General features: G+C 63.2%; 17 protein-coding genes. 11 read left to right on the top strand and 6 right to left on the bottom strand.

The genetic code is table 11. The features are described 5' to 3' along the window. Nucleotides 1-62: 62 nt before the first annotated feature. Complete coding sequence (locus PJK54_RS01255) at nucleotides 63-1250, top strand: ABC transporter substrate-binding protein (protein WP_240499555.1); 1188 nt, start codon at nucleotides 63-65, stop codon at nucleotides 1248-1250. Nucleotides 1251-1365: 115 nt separating this feature from the next. Here the strand turns inward: PJK54_RS01255 and PJK54_RS01250 are convergent, their stop codons facing one another. The 3 genes from PJK54_RS01250 to PJK54_RS01240 form a co-directional block, all read right to left on the bottom strand. Continuing rightward, nucleotides 1366-2616: an MFS transporter gene (locus PJK54_RS01250; protein ID WP_271302006.1), complete on the bottom strand. Its 1251-nt coding sequence runs from the start codon at nucleotides 2614-2616 to the stop codon at nucleotides 1366-1368. Nucleotides 2617-2657: 41 nt separating this feature from the next. Continuing rightward, complete coding sequence (locus PJK54_RS01245; protein ID WP_077372775.1) at nucleotides 2658-3494, bottom strand: alpha/beta fold hydrolase; 837 nt, start codon at nucleotides 3492-3494, stop codon at nucleotides 2658-2660. 148 nt (nucleotides 3495-3642) lie between these two features. Beyond that, entirely contained in the window at nucleotides 3643-4551 is a 909-nt protein-coding gene (locus tag PJK54_RS01240) for a LysR substrate-binding domain-containing protein (protein ID WP_271302005.1), read from the bottom strand. A gap of 168 nt (nucleotides 4552-4719) precedes the next feature. Here PJK54_RS01240 and PJK54_RS01235 point away from each other — a divergent pair, with 168 nt between their 5' ends. From PJK54_RS01235 to PJK54_RS01225, 3 genes are all read left to right on the top strand, one after another. Next, nucleotides 4720-5772 (top strand): YeiH family protein, encoded by a 1053-nt coding sequence (locus PJK54_RS01235; RefSeq protein ID WP_240499556.1) that lies wholly within the window; start codon nucleotides 4720-4722, stop codon nucleotides 5770-5772. A 178-nt stretch (nucleotides 5773-5950) separates the two neighbouring features. After that, complete coding sequence (locus PJK54_RS01230; protein ID WP_077372769.1) at nucleotides 5951-6217, top strand: GrxA family glutaredoxin; 267 nt, start codon at nucleotides 5951-5953, stop codon at nucleotides 6215-6217. A 274-nt stretch (nucleotides 6218-6491) separates the two neighbouring features. Further along, nucleotides 6492-8246: a monovalent cation:proton antiporter-2 (CPA2) family protein gene (locus PJK54_RS01225; protein WP_077372766.1), complete on the top strand. Its 1755-nt coding sequence runs from the start codon at nucleotides 6492-6494 to the stop codon at nucleotides 8244-8246. A gap of 92 nt (nucleotides 8247-8338) precedes the next feature. Here the strand turns inward: PJK54_RS01225 and PJK54_RS01220 are convergent, their stop codons facing one another. Beyond that, entirely contained in the window at nucleotides 8339-9238 is a 900-nt protein-coding gene (locus tag PJK54_RS01220; protein WP_077372763.1) for a DMT family transporter, read from the bottom strand. Nucleotides 9239-9354: 116 nt separating this feature from the next. Between PJK54_RS01220 and PJK54_RS01215 the strand changes: the two genes are divergently transcribed. Then, on the top strand, nucleotides 9355-10125 hold the full coding sequence (locus PJK54_RS01215; RefSeq protein ID WP_077372760.1) for a DUF1338 family protein: 771 nt from the start codon (nucleotides 9355-9357) through the stop codon (nucleotides 10123-10125). A 376-nt stretch (nucleotides 10126-10501) separates the two neighbouring features. On the opposite strand, the gene nhaD is transcribed toward PJK54_RS01215, so the two are convergent. Further along, nucleotides 10502-11809: a sodium:proton antiporter NhaD gene (nhaD, locus tag PJK54_RS01210; protein WP_271302004.1), complete on the bottom strand. Its 1308-nt coding sequence runs from the start codon at nucleotides 11807-11809 to the stop codon at nucleotides 10502-10504. A 274-nt stretch (nucleotides 11810-12083) separates the two neighbouring features. Between nhaD and PJK54_RS01205 the strand changes: the two genes are divergently transcribed. The 5 genes from PJK54_RS01205 (at nucleotide 12084) to PJK54_RS01185 (ending at nucleotide 16765) form a co-directional block, all read left to right on the top strand. Further along, nucleotides 12084-12986 (top strand): acyltransferase, encoded by a 903-nt coding sequence (locus PJK54_RS01205; RefSeq protein WP_176493044.1) that lies wholly within the window; start codon nucleotides 12084-12086, stop codon nucleotides 12984-12986. Then, on the top strand, nucleotides 12973-13923 hold the full coding sequence (locus PJK54_RS01200; RefSeq protein WP_271302003.1) for a LysM peptidoglycan-binding domain-containing protein: 951 nt from the start codon (nucleotides 12973-12975) through the stop codon (nucleotides 13921-13923). Before PJK54_RS01205 ends, PJK54_RS01200 begins: the two co-directional genes overlap by 14 nt. Before the next feature lie 324 nt (nucleotides 13924-14247). Continuing rightward, nucleotides 14248-15405: a glycosyltransferase family 4 protein gene (locus tag PJK54_RS01195; protein WP_084208998.1), complete on the top strand. Its 1158-nt coding sequence runs from the start codon at nucleotides 14248-14250 to the stop codon at nucleotides 15403-15405. Continuing rightward, on the top strand, nucleotides 15377-15928 hold the full coding sequence (locus PJK54_RS01190; RefSeq protein ID WP_077372749.1) for a phosphatase PAP2 family protein: 552 nt from the start codon (nucleotides 15377-15379) through the stop codon (nucleotides 15926-15928). Before PJK54_RS01195 ends, PJK54_RS01190 begins: the two co-directional genes overlap by 29 nt. A 75-nt stretch (nucleotides 15929-16003) precedes the next feature. Beyond that, nucleotides 16004-16765, top strand: a complete 762-nt coding sequence (locus PJK54_RS01185; RefSeq protein WP_084208999.1) for an alpha-ketoglutarate-dependent dioxygenase AlkB family protein — start codon at nucleotides 16004-16006, stop codon at nucleotides 16763-16765. On the opposite strand, the gene PJK54_RS01180 is transcribed toward PJK54_RS01185, so the two are convergent. Further along, on the bottom strand, nucleotides 16757-17680 hold the full coding sequence (locus tag PJK54_RS01180; protein WP_084209000.1) for a LysR family transcriptional regulator: 924 nt from the start codon (nucleotides 17678-17680) through the stop codon (nucleotides 16757-16759). The genes PJK54_RS01185 and PJK54_RS01180 overlap by 9 nt on opposite strands. Before the next feature lie 427 nt (nucleotides 17681-18107). On the opposite strand from PJK54_RS01180, the gene PJK54_RS01175 reads away from it, so the two are divergent. Further along, nucleotides 18108-18809: a CoA transferase subunit A gene (locus PJK54_RS01175; RefSeq protein WP_077373240.1), complete on the top strand. Its 702-nt coding sequence runs from the start codon at nucleotides 18108-18110 to the stop codon at nucleotides 18807-18809. The last annotated feature ends 44 nt before the right edge of the window (nucleotides 18810-18853 follow it).

The following is an 18853-nucleotide window of genomic DNA, read 5'->3' as shown; positions in this document are numbered from 1 at the left end:
CTTCCGGCTGTCAGGCGATGTCCTGACGGCCTCACATTCTCGACACCACAAGGAATACCGCCATGCCATTCTCGCCATCGGCGATCCGCCGTTCCGGCAAGCTGTCCTGCCTCTTCGCGACGCTGCTGACAACCCTCAGCCTGAGCACCTTCGCCCTGTCAGCCGAGACTGGCGCCAGCGCCGAGCCCCAGGCCCCGACCGCCAGTGACAGTGCAGCGGCAGCGGTCACCCAGGCCGGGCAGGACGGTGCCACCCTCGAGCCAGACGCTTCTGCCAAGCAGACTGCCGAGACCGAGCAACAGACCCGCCCCGCCGCTGGCGATGTGCAGGACCCGCAAGCGGCCGCCACCGATGCCAAGCCCCTCACGCACCTCAAGGTCATGCTCGACTGGTACACCAATCCCGGCCACGGGCCGCTGGTGCTGGCTCAGGAACTGGGCCTGTTCAAGCAACATGGTCTGGACGTCGAGCTGATCGCTCCGGCAGACCCCAGCGTCCCCCCCAAGCTTGCCGCAGCGGAGCGCGTCGACATCGCCATCAGCTATCAGCCCCAGCTGCACCTGCAGGTGGATCAAGGGCTGCCGCTGGTGCGCATCGGCACGCTGGTGGCCACCCCGCTCAACGTGGTGGTCGTGCGCGCGGACAGTGACATCCAGTCGATGGCCGACCTCAAGGGCAAGCGTGTCGGCTATTCCGTCGGTGGCGTGGAGGAAGTCCTGCTGTCCACCATGCTCCAGAACAGCGGCCTGACACTGGATGACATCACCCTGACCAACGTCAACTTCTCGCTGACGCCGTCACTGCTGACCCGCAAGGTCGATGCCGTCACCGGGGCATTCCGCAACTTCGAACTCGCCCAGATGGCACAGGAAGGCGTCAAGGGCCGCGCCTTCTACATCGAGGAAGAAGGCGTACCGACCTATGACGAACTGATCTTCGTCGCCAACAGCGACAGCTATTCTCGCAAGCACGAGCAATACGCCGCCTTCCTGTCCGCCGTCGGTGAAGCCACCGCCTGGATGATCAACCACCCTGACAAGGGCTGGAAGCTGTTCCGCGAGTCCGACCCGGCACTCGATACCGCGCTCAACAAGAAAGCCTGGTATGCCACCTTGCCGCGCTTCGCCCTGCGTCCGGCCGCACTGGATGCCGGCCGCTACCGTGACTTCGAGAACTTCCTGTACGAGCGCGGCATGATCAAGCAGCGCCAGTCACTCGACCACCTGGCCATCGACGTCAACGCGCCCTGAATAGACGGCCGATGACAGACACGACGACGCCCTGCCGGTTTCCCGACAGGGCGTCGTTTGCTTTCTGCCAGATGACGCGAGGATGCCCTGCCCCTAGCCTCCCAAGACCTTCCTGTCAGCGCCTGCCATCCACCGGACTGCCGGCTGACGCCCGCCTGACCAGACGCCGCGCCAGCCACGCCATCAGCACAGGCTGGATCACCAACGCGACCACCAGCACCGCCACGAGCAATGGCATGCCCTCAAGGGCGCCACCCGGCGAGCTGACCAGCAGCGCCGCCCCGAGATAACTGCCCGCGGCAGAACTCAGGTGCTGAACGGCGCTCTGGGTGCTGGTGAAGGCGGCCCGCTCGTGCTCGGCAGGAATGAAGCTGTTGAGCGTGTTCTGTGCCACCCGCCGCGCCGAGGAGAACAGCATGTAGGCACCAAACCCCACCCACACCAGCGACGGCCCCGGCGAATGAAGCAGGAAGGCCCAGCCCACCAGCGCCGTCAGCAGACAGGTAATGGTGCCGGGCCAGACACTGCCGAAGCGATCACACAGCCGCCCGGTCAGCTGCATGCCCACCAGCGACAGTCCGCCTCCGATCATGTAGAGCCCGCCGAGATCCTCGCGAGGCAGATCGAGATTGAACAGCAGATAGCTGGAGAGATTGGGAATCACCAGGAAGTTGCTGAACATCGCGGTGGCGATCAGCGCCAGCCCGAGCCGGTGATTCGGCTGCGCGAGAATGGTGGCGATGGAGGTACCGGCGCGACTGCGAGGATTGTCCAGATGCCCCCGGATCGGCGGCAGCACCCAGGCCAGCAACCCGCAGACCAGCAACGCCAGCAGCGCAACGGCCCGGAACGGCGCCTGCCAGCCAAAGCCTTCGGACAACCACAGCGCGAAGGGCAGCCCCAGCACCGAGGCCACCGAGAAGGCCCCCATCACCATCCCCATGGCGCGCCCACGCCGGATTCCCGGCACGACATCGATCACGATGGCCAGTGCCGTGGCCGCCGCCGGCCCACCGAACAGCCCGCCCAGCATGCGCGCGGCCAGCAGCGTCTCGAATCCGGTGGCGAAGCTCGCGATCAGATGACACAGCGCAGCACCGAACAGAAAGCCCAGCACGGCCCAGCGACGATCGAAACGATCCGCATGCCGCGTCCACAGCAAGGTACCCACCGCCGCCGCCAGCGGGTAGCTGCCGACGATGTAGCCCAGGTGGTCCAGCGGAATGCCCAGCGACTGCGCGAAATCCGGCCCCAATGCCATCACCATGGTGAAACCCATGATGACGGCGAACTGCAGCAGCGTGACCAGCGCGATCACCAGACGCTCGTGACGCGTCACCGGTATCGTGCCGTCTTCGTCAGGCACGCGGGGCGCCGACAACGGCGCAGGCGTATGACGTGAGCCGCTCAAGCGCGTGCGACGCGTTCAAGAAACGTCTCGACGGCTTGCTGGAACTCGCTCGCTCGCTCGGCATGCAGCCAGTGGCCGGCATCCAGCGAGGCATCTTCCAGGCGCGGGAAGCGCTCACGCATTGCCTGGAGCCCGTCGGCCTGCACGTAATTGGAACGTTCGCCCCACAGCAGCAGGGCCGGCAGTTCCACCTCGCCGTGTGCCTGAGGCGCCTCGACGATCTGGGGGTAACCCGCCGCGATGTGATCGAGCCCGACTCGCCAGCCCATACTGCCGTCCTCATCGCGCACCAGGTTGGTGGCGAGGAACTGACGGATAGCCGGCGTTTCCACATGGCGTGCCATCACGTTGTCAGCGTCCTTGCGCGAGGCAGGACGCGCCTCACGCACGGCCTCGAAGGCCGCGAATATCTCATCGTGCCCGTGTCCGTAGGCGATGGGCGCGATGTCCGCCACCACGAGACTGCGCAGTCGTTCAGGTGCCTGCAGTGCGACCTGCATGGCCACCTTGCCCCCCATGGAGTGCCCCATGAGATCACAGGTGGGGATATCGAGCTGATCGAGCAGAGCGATCACGTCAGCGGCCTGCTCCGGGTAGCTCATGCCCGCCACATGCGGGCTGCGACCATGATTGCGCAGATCCACCGCGATGACGCGACGCGACTGCGACCAGAACTTGATATGCGAGCGCCAGTTGTCCGCGCTCCCGAACAGACCATGCAGAATCACCAGCGGCGTCGCATCCTGCTCACCCGCCTCATTGCCCTGTGCGGCTTCACGGGCATCACTCTCGTTGTAGAAAAGCTCGACCGTCGTGCTTGTCGCAGTGCTCATCATCATCTCCATGGACGCTAGACAGACCCTCAGACGCTCCCGACCCTCACGCATCGCCCGCGATGGCACGCGCCAGTGCGAAGCGGCAACCTCGTGGCCGAGTGTCAGAAAACGCTCATGTTAGCAGACTATCAAGCCGCCGCGCGGCTCACCGCGGACTGGCTTCCAGATAGACCTTGACCGCCTGCCACAGGGGGCTTCGATAGCGCTCCGGATGCCAGAGCATGGAAAAATGCCGCTTGAGGTTGAGCTGGGGCGTCTCCAGCACGACCAGCTCCCCGCGTGACAGCTCCGCATCCACAGACAGGCGCGAAAGGCAGCCCAACCCGAGGCCGGCAAACACAGCCTGCTTGATGGCCTCATGCTGCCCCAGCTCCATGCGCACCTTGAGACGCTCGATTCGCCCATGCAGTGCACGTTCGAAGACCGCCCGCGTGCCCGACCCTCCCTCTCGCAGAATCCAGTCGGCATTGGCCAGATCCTCGTCATCGAGTGCCGTTGCACGTATCGCCAGCGGGTGGGACGGCGGCGCCACCACTACCAGTTCATCCTCACGCCAGGTCTGGCTCATCAGGCGTGGCGCGTGACAATCCCCTTCGATCAGCCCCAGCTCGGCATCGTAGTTGAGCACCGCCTCCACCACCTGATGGGTATTGCGCAGGCGCAGGTTGAGCTCGGTCCCGGGGTTTTCACGCATGAAGGCCCCTGCCAGGCCGGGCAACAGCCAGGTCCCGATGGTCGCGCTGGCGGCGATTTCCAGCTCGCCTCGCAGGACCCCCTCCTCCAGCCCGGGCTCACGGGCCTCCAGCTCCAGTGCATGGGTCTGTTCCAGCAGCTGTTCGGCACGCGCCAGCAGACGACGGCCATTGGCATTGAGGGCCAACCGGCGCCCGAGTCGCTCGAACAGCGCGACGTCAAGATGGCGTTCCAGCTCTGAAAGCGCCTGGCTCGCCGCCGATTGCGAAAGCCCTATCTCTCGGGCGGCACCACTGACCGAGCCCTGGCGAGTCACGGCGACAAAGACCTGTAATTGGCGCAGGGTGATATGGATCTGCATATCGGTTTTTCCGGTAAGTGGTAAAGGAATAATCGACTAACTTCCCAATGATATTCCTGCATAAACTATTCATCAAACCAGAAGCACTAAGCATGCAACGTCCTCACAAGCACTCAAGATCTTCACGCGACAAGACCTGACCCGACACGCCCACCAAGGAGAAAGCCAATGGACGCACAGACGCTGACTGCCCCCCCTGTCACGGAACGGCTGCGCCGAATGGTGCCGGGACTCGCGCTGTGCGGCGGGCTGACACTGGCGGGGCTGGGGCTGCACGCCATTCCGACCCTCGCCGCGACCGGCGTCAGTCCGCTGGTCTTCGCGCTGCTGTGCGGCATCGTGGTCGGCAACCTGCCCGTCACTAGCCGACATGCCCGGGCACTGGCACCAGGGCTGCATGTCGCGACCAAGAAGCTACTGCGACTCGGCATCATCCTGTTCGGACTGTCGATCACCTTGCAGCAGATTCTCGGCCTGGGGTGGAGCGTGGTCGTGCTGGATGTCATCGTCATCGCCGCCGTGTTGAGCTGCGGCTATTTCCTGGGCACGCGCTGGCTGGGCCTGGATCGCGATACCGCCTTGCTGACGAGTGCTGGCTCTGCCATCTGCGGCGCCGCGGCCGTGCTGGCGACGGAATCCATGATCAAGGCACGCCCGGCAGCCACCGCCATGGCCGTGGCCACGGTGGTACTGTTCGGCTCGCTGGCCATGCTGGCCTACCCCTTGCTCTACCCGTTGACCGGCATGCATGAGGGGCTGTTCGGCATCTACATCGGCTCGACCATTCACGAGGTCGCTCAGGTCGTGGCGGCAGGTGAGGCGGTAGGCCCGGATGCCCTGGCCAATGCCCTGATCGTCAAGTTGATGCGCGTGATGATGCTGGTCCCCTTCCTGCTCCTGCTGCCCAAGCTGTGGGCCATGCGCAGCCGCAGCGAGGGGGATGACCGCGATGCCGGCGGCAGCATGACCATTCCCTGGTTCGCCCTCGGTTTCATCGCCATGGCCGGGATCAACAGCACCGGCGAGATTCCTGCCGCCCTGCACGCCAACCTGTCCGTGCTGGGGAGCGTCGCCCTGACCATGGCGATGGCGGGACTCGGGGTCGAGACACGCATGGATCGCCTGCGCTCACTGGGCATGAAGCCATTCCTGCTGGCACTGATCCTGTTCGTGTTGCTCATGGTCGGCGGTTTCGGGGCCAACCTGCTGTTGATGGGGTGATACACGCCGGCAATGATTGAGTGTCGCAATCACCCAATTAGTGCCGCTCAATTGGCAAACCCGGTGAGGCTCAAGCACAATGGCATCCATCCATTGACTCACCGGTTCTGCCGGAAGCCTACGAACATCACGTCACGGTGGGCTTGACGAGTATCACGTACCCTCCAAGGAGAATCTCATGCTGGCAGTCATCTTCGGTCGTCCGGGTTGCCCGTTCTGCGTCCGCGCCAAGGAACTCGCGGAAGAACTTACCGCCAAGCGCGATGATTTCGATTTCCGTTACATCGACATCCACGCCGAGGGCATCACCAAGGCCGACATGGAAAAGACCATCGGCAAGCCGGTGGAAACCGTGCCGCAGATCTTCGTCGATCAGACCCACATCGGTGGCTTCACCGAGTTCAACCAGTACGTTCAGGACGAGGCACTGATGCCGCAGGCCTGATCATCGCCTCGACTTCTGTCTGATCCTGGAAAGCCCTCGCCCATGGCGGGGGCTTTTTTTGCAGCCGGCATGCCAGTTGCTCAGCTGATGCCCCTGCCACGCGCGCCGTCAATCAAGGGGCCAGCTTCCCACCTCTCGCCAGTGCCTTGACTCGTGCCTCCCTCAGGGCAGCCACTCACGGCAACGGGAAAGTGCGCAGCGGAGCGCTTGCGGCGCTTGCAAGCTGCGGCGACAATTCGCCTTTCTCCGCACGTAGCTGGACAAGGAAGCAAACATGAACATGTTGATGGAAGGCGCCGTGCTGCTGGGCTGCGCCGTGGTTGCCGTGCCGCTCTTTCAGCGCCTGGGGCTGGGGTCCATCCTGGGGTATCTGGCGATCGGGGTGCTGCTGGGGCCGTCATTGATCGGCTTCATCTCGGAACCGACCGAGGTGCTGCACTTCGCGGAGTTCGGCGTGGTCATGCTGCTGTTCATGATCGGACTGGAACTCGAACCCAAGCGCCTGTGGGACATGCGCCTCAAGCTTGCCGGGCTCGGCAGCGCACAGATGCTGCTATGCGGAGCGCTGCTGACGCCCGTCGGGTTATGGCTGGGCCTTGAACTGCCGGCCGCCGCCTTGCTGGGCCTGATTCTGGCGCTGTCCTCTACCGCCTTTGCGCTGCAGGTGCTCAGCGAGAATCAACAACTGGCGACACCCCATGGCCAGTCAACCTTCGCCATCCTGCTGTTCCAGGACCTGGCCGTGATTCCACTGCTGGCGCTGCTGCCGCTGTTCGCCGACAACTTCGACGCTTCCACCGGCTCCGGCTGGGCCGGTGTCGCCAAGGGCATCGGCATGGTGGCGGCGGTCATCATCGTTGGCCGCTTCGTCGTTCCGCGCCTGTTGAAGATGGTGGCACGCAGCGAGATCCACGAGATCTTCACTGCCGCGGCACTGTTCGTGGTGATCAGTACCGCCCTGCTGATGGAATGGGTCGGGCTTTCCATGGCACTGGGGGCCTTCCTCGCCGGGGTGCTGCTGGCGGATACCGTCTATCGCCACGAACTCGAAGCCAACATCGACCCCTTCAAGGGCCTGCTGCTGGGGCTGTTCTTCATGGCGGTCGGGATGTCGGTGGACGTCTCGCTGGTCATGGAACGCCCGCTGACGGTGCTGGGCCTGACACTGGCGCTGATGGTCGGCAAGGTGCTGGTCATCACGCTGGTGGGCCGCGTCGCACGCCTGAAGCTTGCCGAGGCACTGCCACTGGCCGCCGTACTGGCTCAGGGCGGAGAATTCGACTTCGTGTTGCTGACCGCCGGCATGGCCGCCGGCATCTTCGATCAGACGCTTACCAGTCTGGTCATCAGCGCCGTGACGCTGTCCATGGCCGCCACGCCCTTCCTGTATCGCTATGCGCGCAAGTTCGGTGCCGCGCGCGAAGCCAAGCGCCCCTACGATGAAGACTTCGGTCAGGAAGCCCCGCCGGTACTGATTGCCGGTTTCGGACGTTTCGGTCAGATGAGCGCGCGCATTCTCAAGACCCAGGGCATCAACTTCACCGCCCTCGACCCCAACATCACCCAGGTCGAGTTCGTGCGTCAGTTCGGCTCGCGCATCTTCTACGCCGACGCCAGCCGATCGGAGCTGCTGCGAGCGGCTGGCGCCGAGCACGCACAGATCATGCTGGTGGCGGTCGATGACGCCAGGATGACCACCCAGATCGTGCGCACCGTTCGACAACAGTTCCCGCATCTCAAGCTGTTCGTGCGGGCCCGCAATCGCCACCATGCCTGGGAGCTGATGGAGCTGGGCGTGGAACACGTGATTCGCGAGACCTACGCCAGCAGCCTGGAAATGGGCAACGAACTGCTGGTTGCCATGGGCTATCCAAGCGCACGTGCCGCCGAAGTGGTCCGCGCCTTCCGCGAGATGGATGACACCATGCTCAAGAGCGATTTCGAGAACCGCCATGACCCCGAGGCGCTGGTCACCAGCGCCAAGAGCGCCATGGAAGAGCTCAAGCGCCTGTTCCAGACCAAGGGCTGATGTCCACTCTCGCCAACTGCTGTCGCTCCAGAACCGAAAACGCCGCCCCGAGAGGGCGGCGTTTTCGGTTCTGGCATCCACTGGCGTGCCATTCAGCTGCGAGTCACGGCTCCCCCGCGCAGGCGAGCGCGCCACTGCGGCCCGAAGAGATAGGCACACAGGCCCACGACGATGAAGAGCGCCCCCGCCAGCACGCGGCTGGAGACTATCTCGCCATTCAGGGCAGCGCCGAGACTCATGGCGAATATCGGCGTGATCAGGGTGGCCAATGCCACGGTACTGGCGGACAGGCGTGCCAGCACGAAGTAATAGCACAGATACCCGATCAACGAGCCGAAGATACCCAGGTAGACGATCGCCCCCAGCGGGCGCTGTGTCGGCCATGCCTGCGGCACACCATCGACCAGCAGGGCCGCGAGAAGATAGAGCGGAAGCGAGACGAGCAGCGCGCCCTCGGTCTGCACCAGCGGATGAAGCCCTGCTCGCTCTCGCTGGACCAGCACGCCGGAAGCGGCAAAGCAGTTGACCGCCAGCAACATGGTCACCACCCCCTTCCAGCTGCCCGGCGGTAGCGCCAGCGAATCCGAGACGGCGATGGCCAGTCCGCCCAATGCCAATGCGAAACCTAACCATTGCAGCTTGTCAAGAGGCGCACTTTTCAACCACCAGCGCGCGTAAAGTCCTGATAGCAGAGGAGCTAAGCCGAAAAGTAACGACATGATACCGCTTGGTAACCAACCGGCAGCAATATAGGCGAAGTACATCCCACCCCATATCCCCAGTGCAGCCGCCACGTAGCTGCGAATTGCCACGCGACCGAAATCCATTTTCAGCCCGAGCATGCGTAACAATGGGTAACCGATACATGCGGCAATTAACATTCTTCCCATGGCAGACCAAGCCGGCAGCCACCCGGAAGCACTCCATGAAATCGCCAGCGGTGTGGTCGACCACACCATGAGAACCACGCAATACGCCACCAGCACTGGCATTTTCACACTCCGAACAGTCGGTCAGAAAAAAAGGACAATGTCGTTGAATGGCCTTATCTGGCAGGTACCTATAATCGCTCCAGCACAGGGTGCCGATATCCCGTCAAGGAGGCTTCATGCAACGCGAGGAATTTCTACAACAGCTATGGCTGGACTTCGTTCACCGCCATCCGGATATCGGAGCGCTGGACATCTGGCCGGATGGCATCAGGCCCGAATATCTGATGTTCGTGACACTGGATCAGGGGCCATTTCGCAGCGAGAAACTGCGTCCCAGCCTCTATCATCAGGGCTATCGACGCGTGAAGCAGTACGCCATGGCCGACCGTGGCCTACTGGTGGATCTGCTGCTGCCGCCGGATGGTGGCTCGGCAGTCATGCTGGCCGAACTTCAGGCCAATAGCCTGCCTCCCCTTCACCGAGACCTGCTGAAGACGCTCATCAGCCAGAGTCACCGTGACGACTGCAAGGGACAGAACCTGCTGGCGCCGTGCCGCCCATGGGACATGCCGGACTGGCCCACCTTCGAGCGTCTGCTGGAAGCCAACCCGCTGGCGGCATGGCTATCGGTGATGGGCCCGCGCCTGCATCACGTGGGCTTCAACGCCGACGAGCTGGGAGAAACGCTTGAAGCTGTCTGCGAAGGCATGCTGATGCACGGCATGTCGCCGCAGAGCGGGCGCCACCATGCCGTACTCCCCATCAACCCCAAGCTGCAATACCACTACTATCCCGCGCACGCACAACGCATGGTATTCGCCGAAGGTGATGAGCACATGGTGGTGCTGGGAGGGCTGGCCCTGCTGGCAACGGCCGACAGTGGCCAGCATCAGCGCGCCGCCGAGCAACTGCTGCCAGAGCACACGCTCTGCCAGCTGAGTGCCTGACGGACAAGATTCACGAGCCAGATTCGTGAGCCAGATTCGCAAGCAGTAGTGCCGCAACGCCCCTGACGCCTCTGGCGTCAGGGGCGTTTTCATTGGCAAGCCATGTCATGACTCACCGCCATGGGCTCCCCTCGCGAGCCACTGGCTGTCGTGCGCCATGCTCGGGTGCCCCATGAGGTCTGCTGGTGGCTCAGAGCCGTAATACGTTGGTCGCAAGCAGGTTATCAACAGAAGCTGTGGAAAAAGCTGTGAAGAATCTCTGTACATCCACTCATCGGCTTCGCGATCTGGCGACCGATGTCAGATTGATCAAAAATTCACCACTTCACCGCTGAGCGCCTGACTGTCACGAAAAAAGCCTCCGAAACCACCTCGCCTAGCGCAGCAATGAGCCCAGTGACATGAGCGCCACTCCCAGGTCCATCGGCGTGTCGGTGACCTGGCCCCCCAGCCAGTAGGCGCCGACGTATCCGACGCTGTACGCCAGCAGCAGCGCCGGGAAGAAGCGCAGGTAGCTCATGAAGGTCACCTCGCGCACCTTGGAGAGCGCAATCACTCCAGCGGCCGACCCGATGATCAGCAGTGATCCGCCCACGCCAGCGGCGTAGGTCAGCGCCAACCACTCAGCATCGTTCATGCCGACATCCGCCTTGAGCACCGCAGCCGTCAACGGCACGTTGTCGACCAATGCCGACAACAGGCCGATCAGATAATTGGCCTGCATGGCAGGCATCACGTCATAGAGCTGTGCCAGCCCTTCCAGCAGGCGGGCTTCCTTGAGCGCTCCCACCATCAGCAGGATACCGAGGAAGAATAGCAGAGTGTCGAATTCAATTATCCTGATGTAATCAAGAATTCTGCGCTCTTCGCTGTCACTGCGTCGCTCGGCCACATGCCCGAGCAGGAACATGATCGACATCCCGAACAGGAAGGTCAGCAAGGGCGGGATACCGAACAGCACGTTCAGGCCCAGCGTGGAGAGGATGGTGGCGAGAAACAGCCAGGCCACGAAGCGATCCAGACGCCGGGTCGGACGGCGTTCACGCGACAGATGGACTTTTCCCCCAAGCCCGGGCAGCAGCAGCGTCGCCAGCAGCATCACGCTGACGAAGGCCGGGATGGCCAGCAGCATCAGCTCACTGATACGCACCTTGTCGGCGAGGAAGATCATCAGTGTGGTCACATCACCGGTGATCAACGCCACCCCGCCGGAATTGACGGCAAACACCGCCAGCACCGCGAAACGCAGCGTCTTCTTCGGCGGCAATCCCAGAGACAGCACCAGCGTCAACGACACCAGCGTAGCGGTGATGTTGTCGGCCAGAGAGGAGAAGGCAAAGGCGAAGGTGCCGGTCAGATACAGCAGGCCTCGCTCACCGATGCGGCCCGGCAGCAATCGATAGATGAGATTGGCGATCAGTCCCTTGGCATTGAGAAACGCCACGAAGGTCATCGCCGCCATCAGAAACAGCCACAAGGTGGCGATTTCCAGCAGATTCTCGTTGAGCGACTCACCGACGTCATCGACTCCCAACGCACCGGGGCCGAAGATGAACAGCAGCAACCAGCTGAACGTCCCCAGCAACAAGGTCGTCTTGGCCTTGTTGAGATGAATCACGTCCTCGATGGCGATCAACACGAAGGCCCCGATCGCCAGCCCCACCAACACTCCCTGCAACCACATGTCGCTCTGCTCCCTGAAAGGGCGTCCATCTCGTGAGAGGACGTCGAGTGGCGGTGCATGCTCACGACGATGGCCGAGTGCCATGTCCGGCCTTCCTTTGCACCGGCCGACAGGAAAGTCGGCGCGCGAATGACACCACAGCTCACGAACCGCCACCATTCGACATCAGATGCGTACGGTTTGCGCAACGTCGAGTTGCTGTCCTCCACGCAAGCGGGGTGGGTTTCCTGTCACGGGTGAATTAGGATGGCGCGATCTGCTGAAGGAGTCGTTCATGTCGAGTATCAGAGGCGTCATCAGCCTGTTGTTTCTGATCATCAATACCCTGTTCTGGTCGGTACCGCTGTACCTGCTGGCATTGCTCAAGCTGCTCAGCCCGTCCCGTCGTCTGCAGCTTCATCTTCTCGAAGGGCTGAACCGTCTCGCCATGGGGTGGATCGGCACCAACAATCTGTGGATTCGCGCCTGGATACGCCCCCATTGGCAGGTCAACGTGCCGGACGCCCTGAAGGATGGCTCCGCCAGGCGACGCTGGTGGCTGGTGATCTCCAACCACCGCAGCTGGACGGATATCTTCGTGCTGCAGTATGCATTGCATCATCGCACGCCCATGCCCAAGTTCTTTCTCAAGCGCGAGTTGATCTGGGTCCCCGTCATCGGCCTGGCCTGGTGGGCGCTGGAATTCCCCTTCATGCGCCGCTACAGCCGTGAACGACTGGCCAATGACCCGCGCCTGGCGGAACGCGACCGTGCCGCGACACGCCGCATCTGTGAGCGAGCGGGCCAGTCGCCCATGTCGATCTTCAACTTCGTGGAAGGCACGCGCTTCACGTCAGGCAAGCATGATCAACAGCAAAGCCCGTACACTCATCTGCTCAGGCCGCGCGCCGGCGGCAGCGCTCAGGTGATCAGCATTCTCGGCGACCGCCTGTCAGGCATACTCGACGCCACGCTGGACTATCGTCACGCCAGCGCGAGCTTCTGGGAGTTTCTGTGTGGCAAGGGGGGAGATATCCATCTGGATATCGTGCAACGCCCGGTGGAACCCTGGATGCTGAACGGGGATTATCACGCGGACGCTGCCTACCGCGAACGGTTTCAGCAATGGCTCAATCAGGTCTGGAAGGACAAGGATGCCCGACTGTCACGTGCAGGACACGACATTGAACAACTCTGACATGCCCCACGAGCCGCTGGGCGCTGTGCGCCTGACCGTGGGCGCCATCTCGACATTTCTCCACAGGACATCTCGCGCGCCGCTGCGGCTACTGGCGTGGCTGAGCCTGGCACTGTGGCTGACAGGCTGCGCCACCGGCAGCTACTCCGGCTCACCGGCAGGCCAATGGATCACGATCCAGAAGGGCGACACCCTGGGGCAGATCGCACGCGACGCTGACATTCCCCTGTTGCGCCTCACCCGCTTCAACCCCGGCGTCAAGATCCGTGACCTCAAGGTCGGGCAACGCATCCTGGTGCCCACCGCGCGTGAGCGTGCCCCCTCCGGTGGCCCCTATCGCTATCAGCTGCGCCCCGGGGACACCTACTCGAAGATAGGCCGTTACTTCGGAGCCAATCCTCAGCGCATCCAGACCGCCAACCCGGGGCTTCCCCCCAATGACCTGAAAGTCGGCACCCTGATCTCGGTTCCCCTCAATGGTGGCCCCAGCCGAAGCGCTTCCAATGCGCGTGCCAGCGGCGGCAGTCTCGTGGCACGCCCGGATCCGGGTCCGCTGAAGAAACCGCGTCAATCGTGGCGCTGGCCTGCCGCCGGCGAAGTCATCAGCGAATTCGGCACCAACCGCAATGGCCAACTGGCCCCGATGCGGATTCGCACGGCCAGCAATGGGGTCGCCAGCGCGCCGGCCAGCGGTGAAGTCCGCTTTGCCGACAACATGCGGCAATTGGGCAATGTGGTCATCCTCCACCATTCAGGCAATCTGCAGAGCGTATTGGCGCAGTGTGGAGAGATACTGGTCAAGGTCGGTCAGCAGGTCACGCCGGGCACCCCGCTGTGTCGCGTGGCACGTCGCAATGACGGTCAGCCTGAACTGCTCTTCGACGTGCGCCATGGCGGCAAGCCGATCAATCCACGCGAGCTGCTCGAGAAACGCTGAAACTGGGGCTGCCGGCCTCACTGGCGAGCCCTTCAGGGGCTCGCCTTGCCAAACGAGCGTCGGGCATGCCTCGCCCACGGCGTCCTTCATGCCGCGCCTGTCGCCCCCGCGTCAGTTTCGGCCAGCGTGATTGATCTTTGAGCTGTGACCTGTGACCGCCTTGAATCCGCTGCCTCCTGGCAGCATTGCCTGCTGGAGATTGCCCGCTGGAGTGACCGCGGCTGCAACGACACCTGCGTGGGGTGTCATCACTTCGTCACCTCGCTGTTATGCAGGCGTCACTCCCATGGCCAATACTTCGTTCAAAGGTTATCAGGAGCCGTCATGGAGCGTATCGCCTTTGTCAGTGAAACCTGGCACCCGGAAATCAATGGCGTGGCTCACACGCTGAGCCATCTGTGCGATCAACTCATCACGCGGGGCTGCGAGCTGCAGCTCGTGCGGCCCGCACCCCGCGACGGCAGCCATGAACCACGAGTCGCGCAGGAGCTTCAGGTACGCGGCTTCCGTCTTCCGGGCTATGACACCGTCCAGATCGGCGCCCCTGCCCTGAGACGGCTGACGGCGCTGTGGCGCCAGCATCCGCCCTCCGTCATCTACATCGCCACCGAAGGACCGCTGGGGGTCAGTGCCCTGATGGTCGCGCGTCGCCTCGGCGTGCCCGTGGTGGCAGGCTTTCATACCAATTTCGACCAGTACAGCACCCACTATCATCTCAGGGCATTACGCCCCCTGGTACGTCAGGGGCTGAAGCACTTCCACAATGCCGCCAACCTGACACTGGTCCCGACACGCACCCAGGCCGCCACTCTCGCGCAACAGGGTTTCAAGCATGTCCGGGTCGTGGGACGCGGGCTGGATTGTCAGCGCTTCTCGCCCGTTCATCGCAGTGAAGCGCTGCGTCGCCAGTGGGGCGTCGGCCCTCAGCAGCCCGTCGCGCTGCATGTCGGCCGCCTGGCGGCGGAAAAGAACATCGAGCTGTTGATTCGCAGCTACGAGGCCATGCAGGCCGTGCAGCCGGATATCGCGCTGGTACTGGTGGGCGATGGCCCGCTGCGCGAACGCCTTGAGCAACGCCTGCCGGAGGCGATCTTCGCCGGCTTCCAGACCGGCGAGGCGCTGGCTGCCCATTACGCCAGTGCCGACCTGTTCCTGTTCCCCTCGCTGTCGGAGACCTTCGGCAACGTGGTGCTGGAAGCCATGGCCAGTGGATTGGCCGTGGTGGCCTTCGACTACGCGGCCGCTGCGGAAGTGATCCGCGATGACCACCAGGGGTTGCTGGCCCCCTGCACCCAGCCGGACAGATTCATCGAACAGGCAGTGGAAGTCTGCCAGCGACCAGCGCGTATCGCACGTCTCGGAAGAGCAGCCCGTGTACGCGTCGAGCCCATGGCCTGGAGCCAGGTCGCCGAGCATTTTCTTGCCTGTCTACGCCTCGCCGAGGAGAAGCCCGATGCACGATCGCAGCCTTCCCGTCTTTGAGCGACTCGACCTGCTGGAGTGGCGGCTGTGTCGCCAGGTGGCACGTCTGGCGCTGTATCGGCCGATCCTGACCCTCTTTCGCGTGGTCTCGCGCCTCGGTGACTGGCCCGTCTGGTTGCTGCTGACACTCAGCCTGCCCTTCCATCACGTGCAAGGTGGCTGGTTGATGCTGGAATTCGGACTGGCGGCGGGGGCCGGCGCCCTTTTGTATCGCGCCCTCAAGACCCGGCTGTGCCGTGAGCGCCCCTTCATCACCTTCACGACCATCCAATGCACCATGCCACCGCTGGATCGCTACAGCTTTCCAAGTGGCCATACACTGCATGCGGTGCTGTTTGCCAGCCTGACGGCTCAGCAGCTACCGGAACTGGCCATTCTCGTCACGCCGCTTGCCATGTTGATCGCGCTTTCCCGCGTGATCCTGGGACTGCACTACGTCAGTGACGTGCTGGCGGGGGCGCTGCTGGGACTCGGGCTGGCTGAAGTGGCCATCCTGAGTCTTGAGTCCCTGACAGGACTCTGAGCCCAGTGCACGCTCTGTCGGCGGCAGGCCACCTTCGACTTGCCGACAGTCAATTCGCTCTGGCAAGCTCGCCTCATGACGATATCCTCCGAGGCCGGCGACCTGTTCGCCACGCATCCTCAACACGCCCCTTCCCGCACCCCGCCAAGCGGACAGCGACCGGCCGGCCTGCCGGACGACTGGCAGACACTGGCCCATGGCTGGTATCGCCATCCGCTGCACCCGCTCTATCTCAAGCCAACCGCTCTGACTCCCCTGCAGGCCGACCAGGCACTGGTCACGCTGGATACCACGCTCGACTGGCAGCGGCCGAGCTTGAGCGTGCATGGCAAGACGCATCCCATCCCTCGCCGTCAGGTATGGATGGGGGACGCCGGGGCTCGCTATCGCTATTCCGGCAGCCTGTTCGAGCCAGCGCCATGGCGTCCGATGGCCTGGCATCTGGGGGAGCTTGCCCGTCACGCCATCAACCGCGAGCTGAGCGCGCAGCCGGGGCAGGAACGCCACATCGACCAGCACTTCAACAGCCTGCTGGCCAATCGCTACGCCGATGGCAATGACCGCATGGGCTGGCATAGTGACAATGAACCGGAGCTTGGCGACCGCCCCATCGTGCTGGCCCTGTCACTGGGAAGAGAGCGGCCACTGCGCTTCAAGGGACACCCCCGCAGCCCCTACGCACAGGACCCTGCCTTCAACCTGTGGCTGCCCCATGGCTCATTGCTGGTGATGGGGCGCGGCTGTCAGGACCGACTGCATCACGCCCTGCCGCCACGCAAGCTCGAGGGCGTGCGCATCAGCCTGACCTACCGACAGCTATTGACGGCGTCACGCTAGATCCTCATCAGGCACGGGCGGCGGCGAGACGGGATAGCGGGCCCGCAGGGTGTCCAGCATCGCCTGGACCGCGACCGACAGCTCATGACGGCCGCGGCGAATCACGCCGACCCGTTGCTCGATGACCGGCCCTTCCAGCTCCAGGCACCGACATCCCAGCGCTGACATCTGATCGGCGCTCATCGCCGGCACCGCGCTGACGCCAAGTCCCTCTGCCACCATGCGTCCGCAGGTCACCAGCTGGTGAGTCTCGAAGGCGACGGTGAGCTTGAGCCCCGCCTCTGCCAGGCGCCGCTCCAGCATGTGTCGCACGCCCGAGGGACGTTGCAGGGTGATGAAATCCTCTTCCAGCAGCTGATCCCAATGGATGGTCTCGGGAGCGCCCTGCAACAGGGCGTGCCCCTCGGGAATGATCGCGATGTAGCGATCCTCGAAGAGTGATTCGAAGACAAGGTCCTCGCGTACCCCGGGATCAAAACAGATCCCCAGTTCCACGCGCCCATCGGTGACACGCTCCACGACTTCCTCGGCGATCACGTCATTGACCTCGATGGTGATCTCCGGGAACTGCCGTCGAAAATCCGCCAGTACTCCTGGCAGCAGATTCCCGGCGAAGGTCGGCATGGCAGCCAATGCCACACGCCCGCGTCCGAGACTGAATCGCTGGCGCATCTCGTCCTCAGCATGCTCCCAATCCGACAGTATCCTGCGAGCCAGTGGGAAGAAGGCCCGTCCTTCCGGCGTCAGGCTGACCTGTCGAGTGGAACGCTGGAACAGACGCCCACCCAACGACTCCTCCAGATTCTTGACGGCCAGCGACAATGCCGGCTGGGAAAGATGCACCAATGTGCCCGCTTCCACGAAGGACAGGGTTCTGGCCACTGCGACAAAGGCTTTCAACTGTTTCAAGGTCATGCGGCATCCTTCCTGTGGGGTCCCTGGGGGACGCGCCTTGAGATGACATTCGGGGAAACAGGCTCAACCCGTCGCCGGGAGACCCGTCGGCCTCTACACCATTGGTCCAAGGTGGCCAGAGCCGCTTGCGCAGCCTTGCACCGCGAGTCGTCCAGCCCTGTCGTGCATATCCGCCGCTGACCCGCACCACAGGCGGATCTGTGCAGGAAACGAGCGGGCAAGGCGATATCGTACTGCCCCAAGACTCTTCATGAAAACTTATCAATGGATAGAAAAAACAAACTTATCAAATATATACAGCCACCAGATTGTCGGCAATGATGCACTCAAGCCTTTGCCAGACGCCTGCCCCAGGCGCCGGCCACGGAAGATGAGCAGCGACTCATCACCGTCAAAACGACAACACAAGATGCTCAAGGAGAACTTCATGGCAGGATTCAACAAGGTAGTGACCCGCTACGCCGATGCCATGGCGGGCCTGGAAGACGGCATGACGGTGATCGCCGGCGGATTCGGACTCTGCGGTATTCCCGAGAACCTGATCCAGGAGATCAAGCGTCGTGGCGTGAAGGACCTGACCGTCGTCTCCAACAACTGCGGCGTGGACGGCTTCGGGTTGGGCATCTTGCTGGAAGATCGCCAGATCAAGACCATGATCGCCTCCTACGTCGGCGAGAACGCCCTGTTCGAGCGCCAGCTGCTGGACGGAGAGCTCGAGGTCATCCTGACCCCCCAGGGCACGCTGGCCGAGAAGATGCGCGCCGCCGGGGCCGGCATCCCCGCCTTCTTCACCGCGACCGGCTACGGAACGCCCATCGGAGAAGGCAAGGAAGTCCGCGAATTCGACGGTCGCCCTTATATTCTCGAGGAAGCCATCAAGGGTGACTTCGCGATCGTCAAGGCGTGGAAGGCCGACCGCTACGGCAATGTCGTCTACCGTCACACGGCACGCAACTTCAACCCGCTGGCCGCAACCGCAGGCAAGATCACCGTGGTCGAAGTCGAAGAGCTGGTGGAACCCGGCGAGCTGGACCCGGCCGAGATCCACACTCCGGGCATCTATGTCGACCGCGTCATCAAGGGCAGCTTCGAGAAGCGCATCGAGAAACGGACCGTTCGCTCGCGTTGAGCCAAGGCTCCGCCTGCATCCGTTTTCTCGCGACGACACTCCCC

This window comes from Cobetia sp. MMG027, assembly GCF_027947415.1.
GTDB classification, from domain to species: Bacteria; Pseudomonadota; Gammaproteobacteria; order Pseudomonadales; family Halomonadaceae; genus Cobetia; species Cobetia marina.
Note: the sequence above shows the minus strand (reverse complement) of the source record. Positions and strands in the feature narration are given on the sequence as shown.

What these genes read in the sequence shown, in the direction of transcription:
- PJK54_RS01255 (WP_240499555.1), top strand. Translation starts at nt 63, where the DNA reads ATGCCATTCTCGCCATCGGCGATCCGCCGTTCCGGCAAGCTGTCCTGC.
- PJK54_RS01245 (WP_077372775.1), bottom strand. Translation starts at nt 3,494, where the DNA reads ATGAGCACTGCGACAAGCACGACGGTCGAGCTTTTCTACAACGAGAGT.
- PJK54_RS01240 (WP_271302005.1), bottom strand. Translation starts at nt 4,551, where the DNA reads ATGCAGATCCATATCACCCTGCGCCAATTACAGGTCTTTGTCGCCGTG.
- PJK54_RS01235 (WP_240499556.1), top strand. Translation starts at nt 4,720, where the DNA reads ATGGACGCACAGACGCTGACTGCCCCCCCTGTCACGGAACGGCTGCGC.
- PJK54_RS01230 (WP_077372769.1), top strand. Translation starts at nt 5,951, where the DNA reads ATGCTGGCAGTCATCTTCGGTCGTCCGGGTTGCCCGTTCTGCGTCCGC.
- PJK54_RS01225 (WP_077372766.1), top strand. Translation starts at nt 6,492, where the DNA reads ATGAACATGTTGATGGAAGGCGCCGTGCTGCTGGGCTGCGCCGTGGTT.
- PJK54_RS01220 (WP_077372763.1), bottom strand. Translation starts at nt 9,238, where the DNA reads ATGCCAGTGCTGGTGGCGTATTGCGTGGTTCTCATGGTGTGGTCGACC.
- PJK54_RS01215 (WP_077372760.1), top strand. Translation starts at nt 9,355, where the DNA reads ATGCAACGCGAGGAATTTCTACAACAGCTATGGCTGGACTTCGTTCAC.
- nhaD (WP_271302004.1), bottom strand. Translation starts at nt 11,809, where the DNA reads ATGTGGTTGCAGGGAGTGTTGGTGGGGCTGGCGATCGGGGCCTTCGTG.
- PJK54_RS01205 (WP_176493044.1), top strand. Translation starts at nt 12,084, where the DNA reads ATGTCGAGTATCAGAGGCGTCATCAGCCTGTTGTTTCTGATCATCAAT.
- PJK54_RS01195 (WP_084208998.1), top strand. Translation starts at nt 14,248, where the DNA reads ATGGAGCGTATCGCCTTTGTCAGTGAAACCTGGCACCCGGAAATCAAT.
- PJK54_RS01190 (WP_077372749.1), top strand. Translation starts at nt 15,377, where the DNA reads ATGCACGATCGCAGCCTTCCCGTCTTTGAGCGACTCGACCTGCTGGAG.
- PJK54_RS01185 (WP_084208999.1), top strand. Translation starts at nt 16,004, where the DNA reads ATGACGATATCCTCCGAGGCCGGCGACCTGTTCGCCACGCATCCTCAA.
- PJK54_RS01180 (WP_084209000.1), bottom strand. Translation starts at nt 17,680, where the DNA reads ATGACCTTGAAACAGTTGAAAGCCTTTGTCGCAGTGGCCAGAACCCTG.
- PJK54_RS01175 (WP_077373240.1), top strand. Translation starts at nt 18,108, where the DNA reads ATGGCAGGATTCAACAAGGTAGTGACCCGCTACGCCGATGCCATGGCG.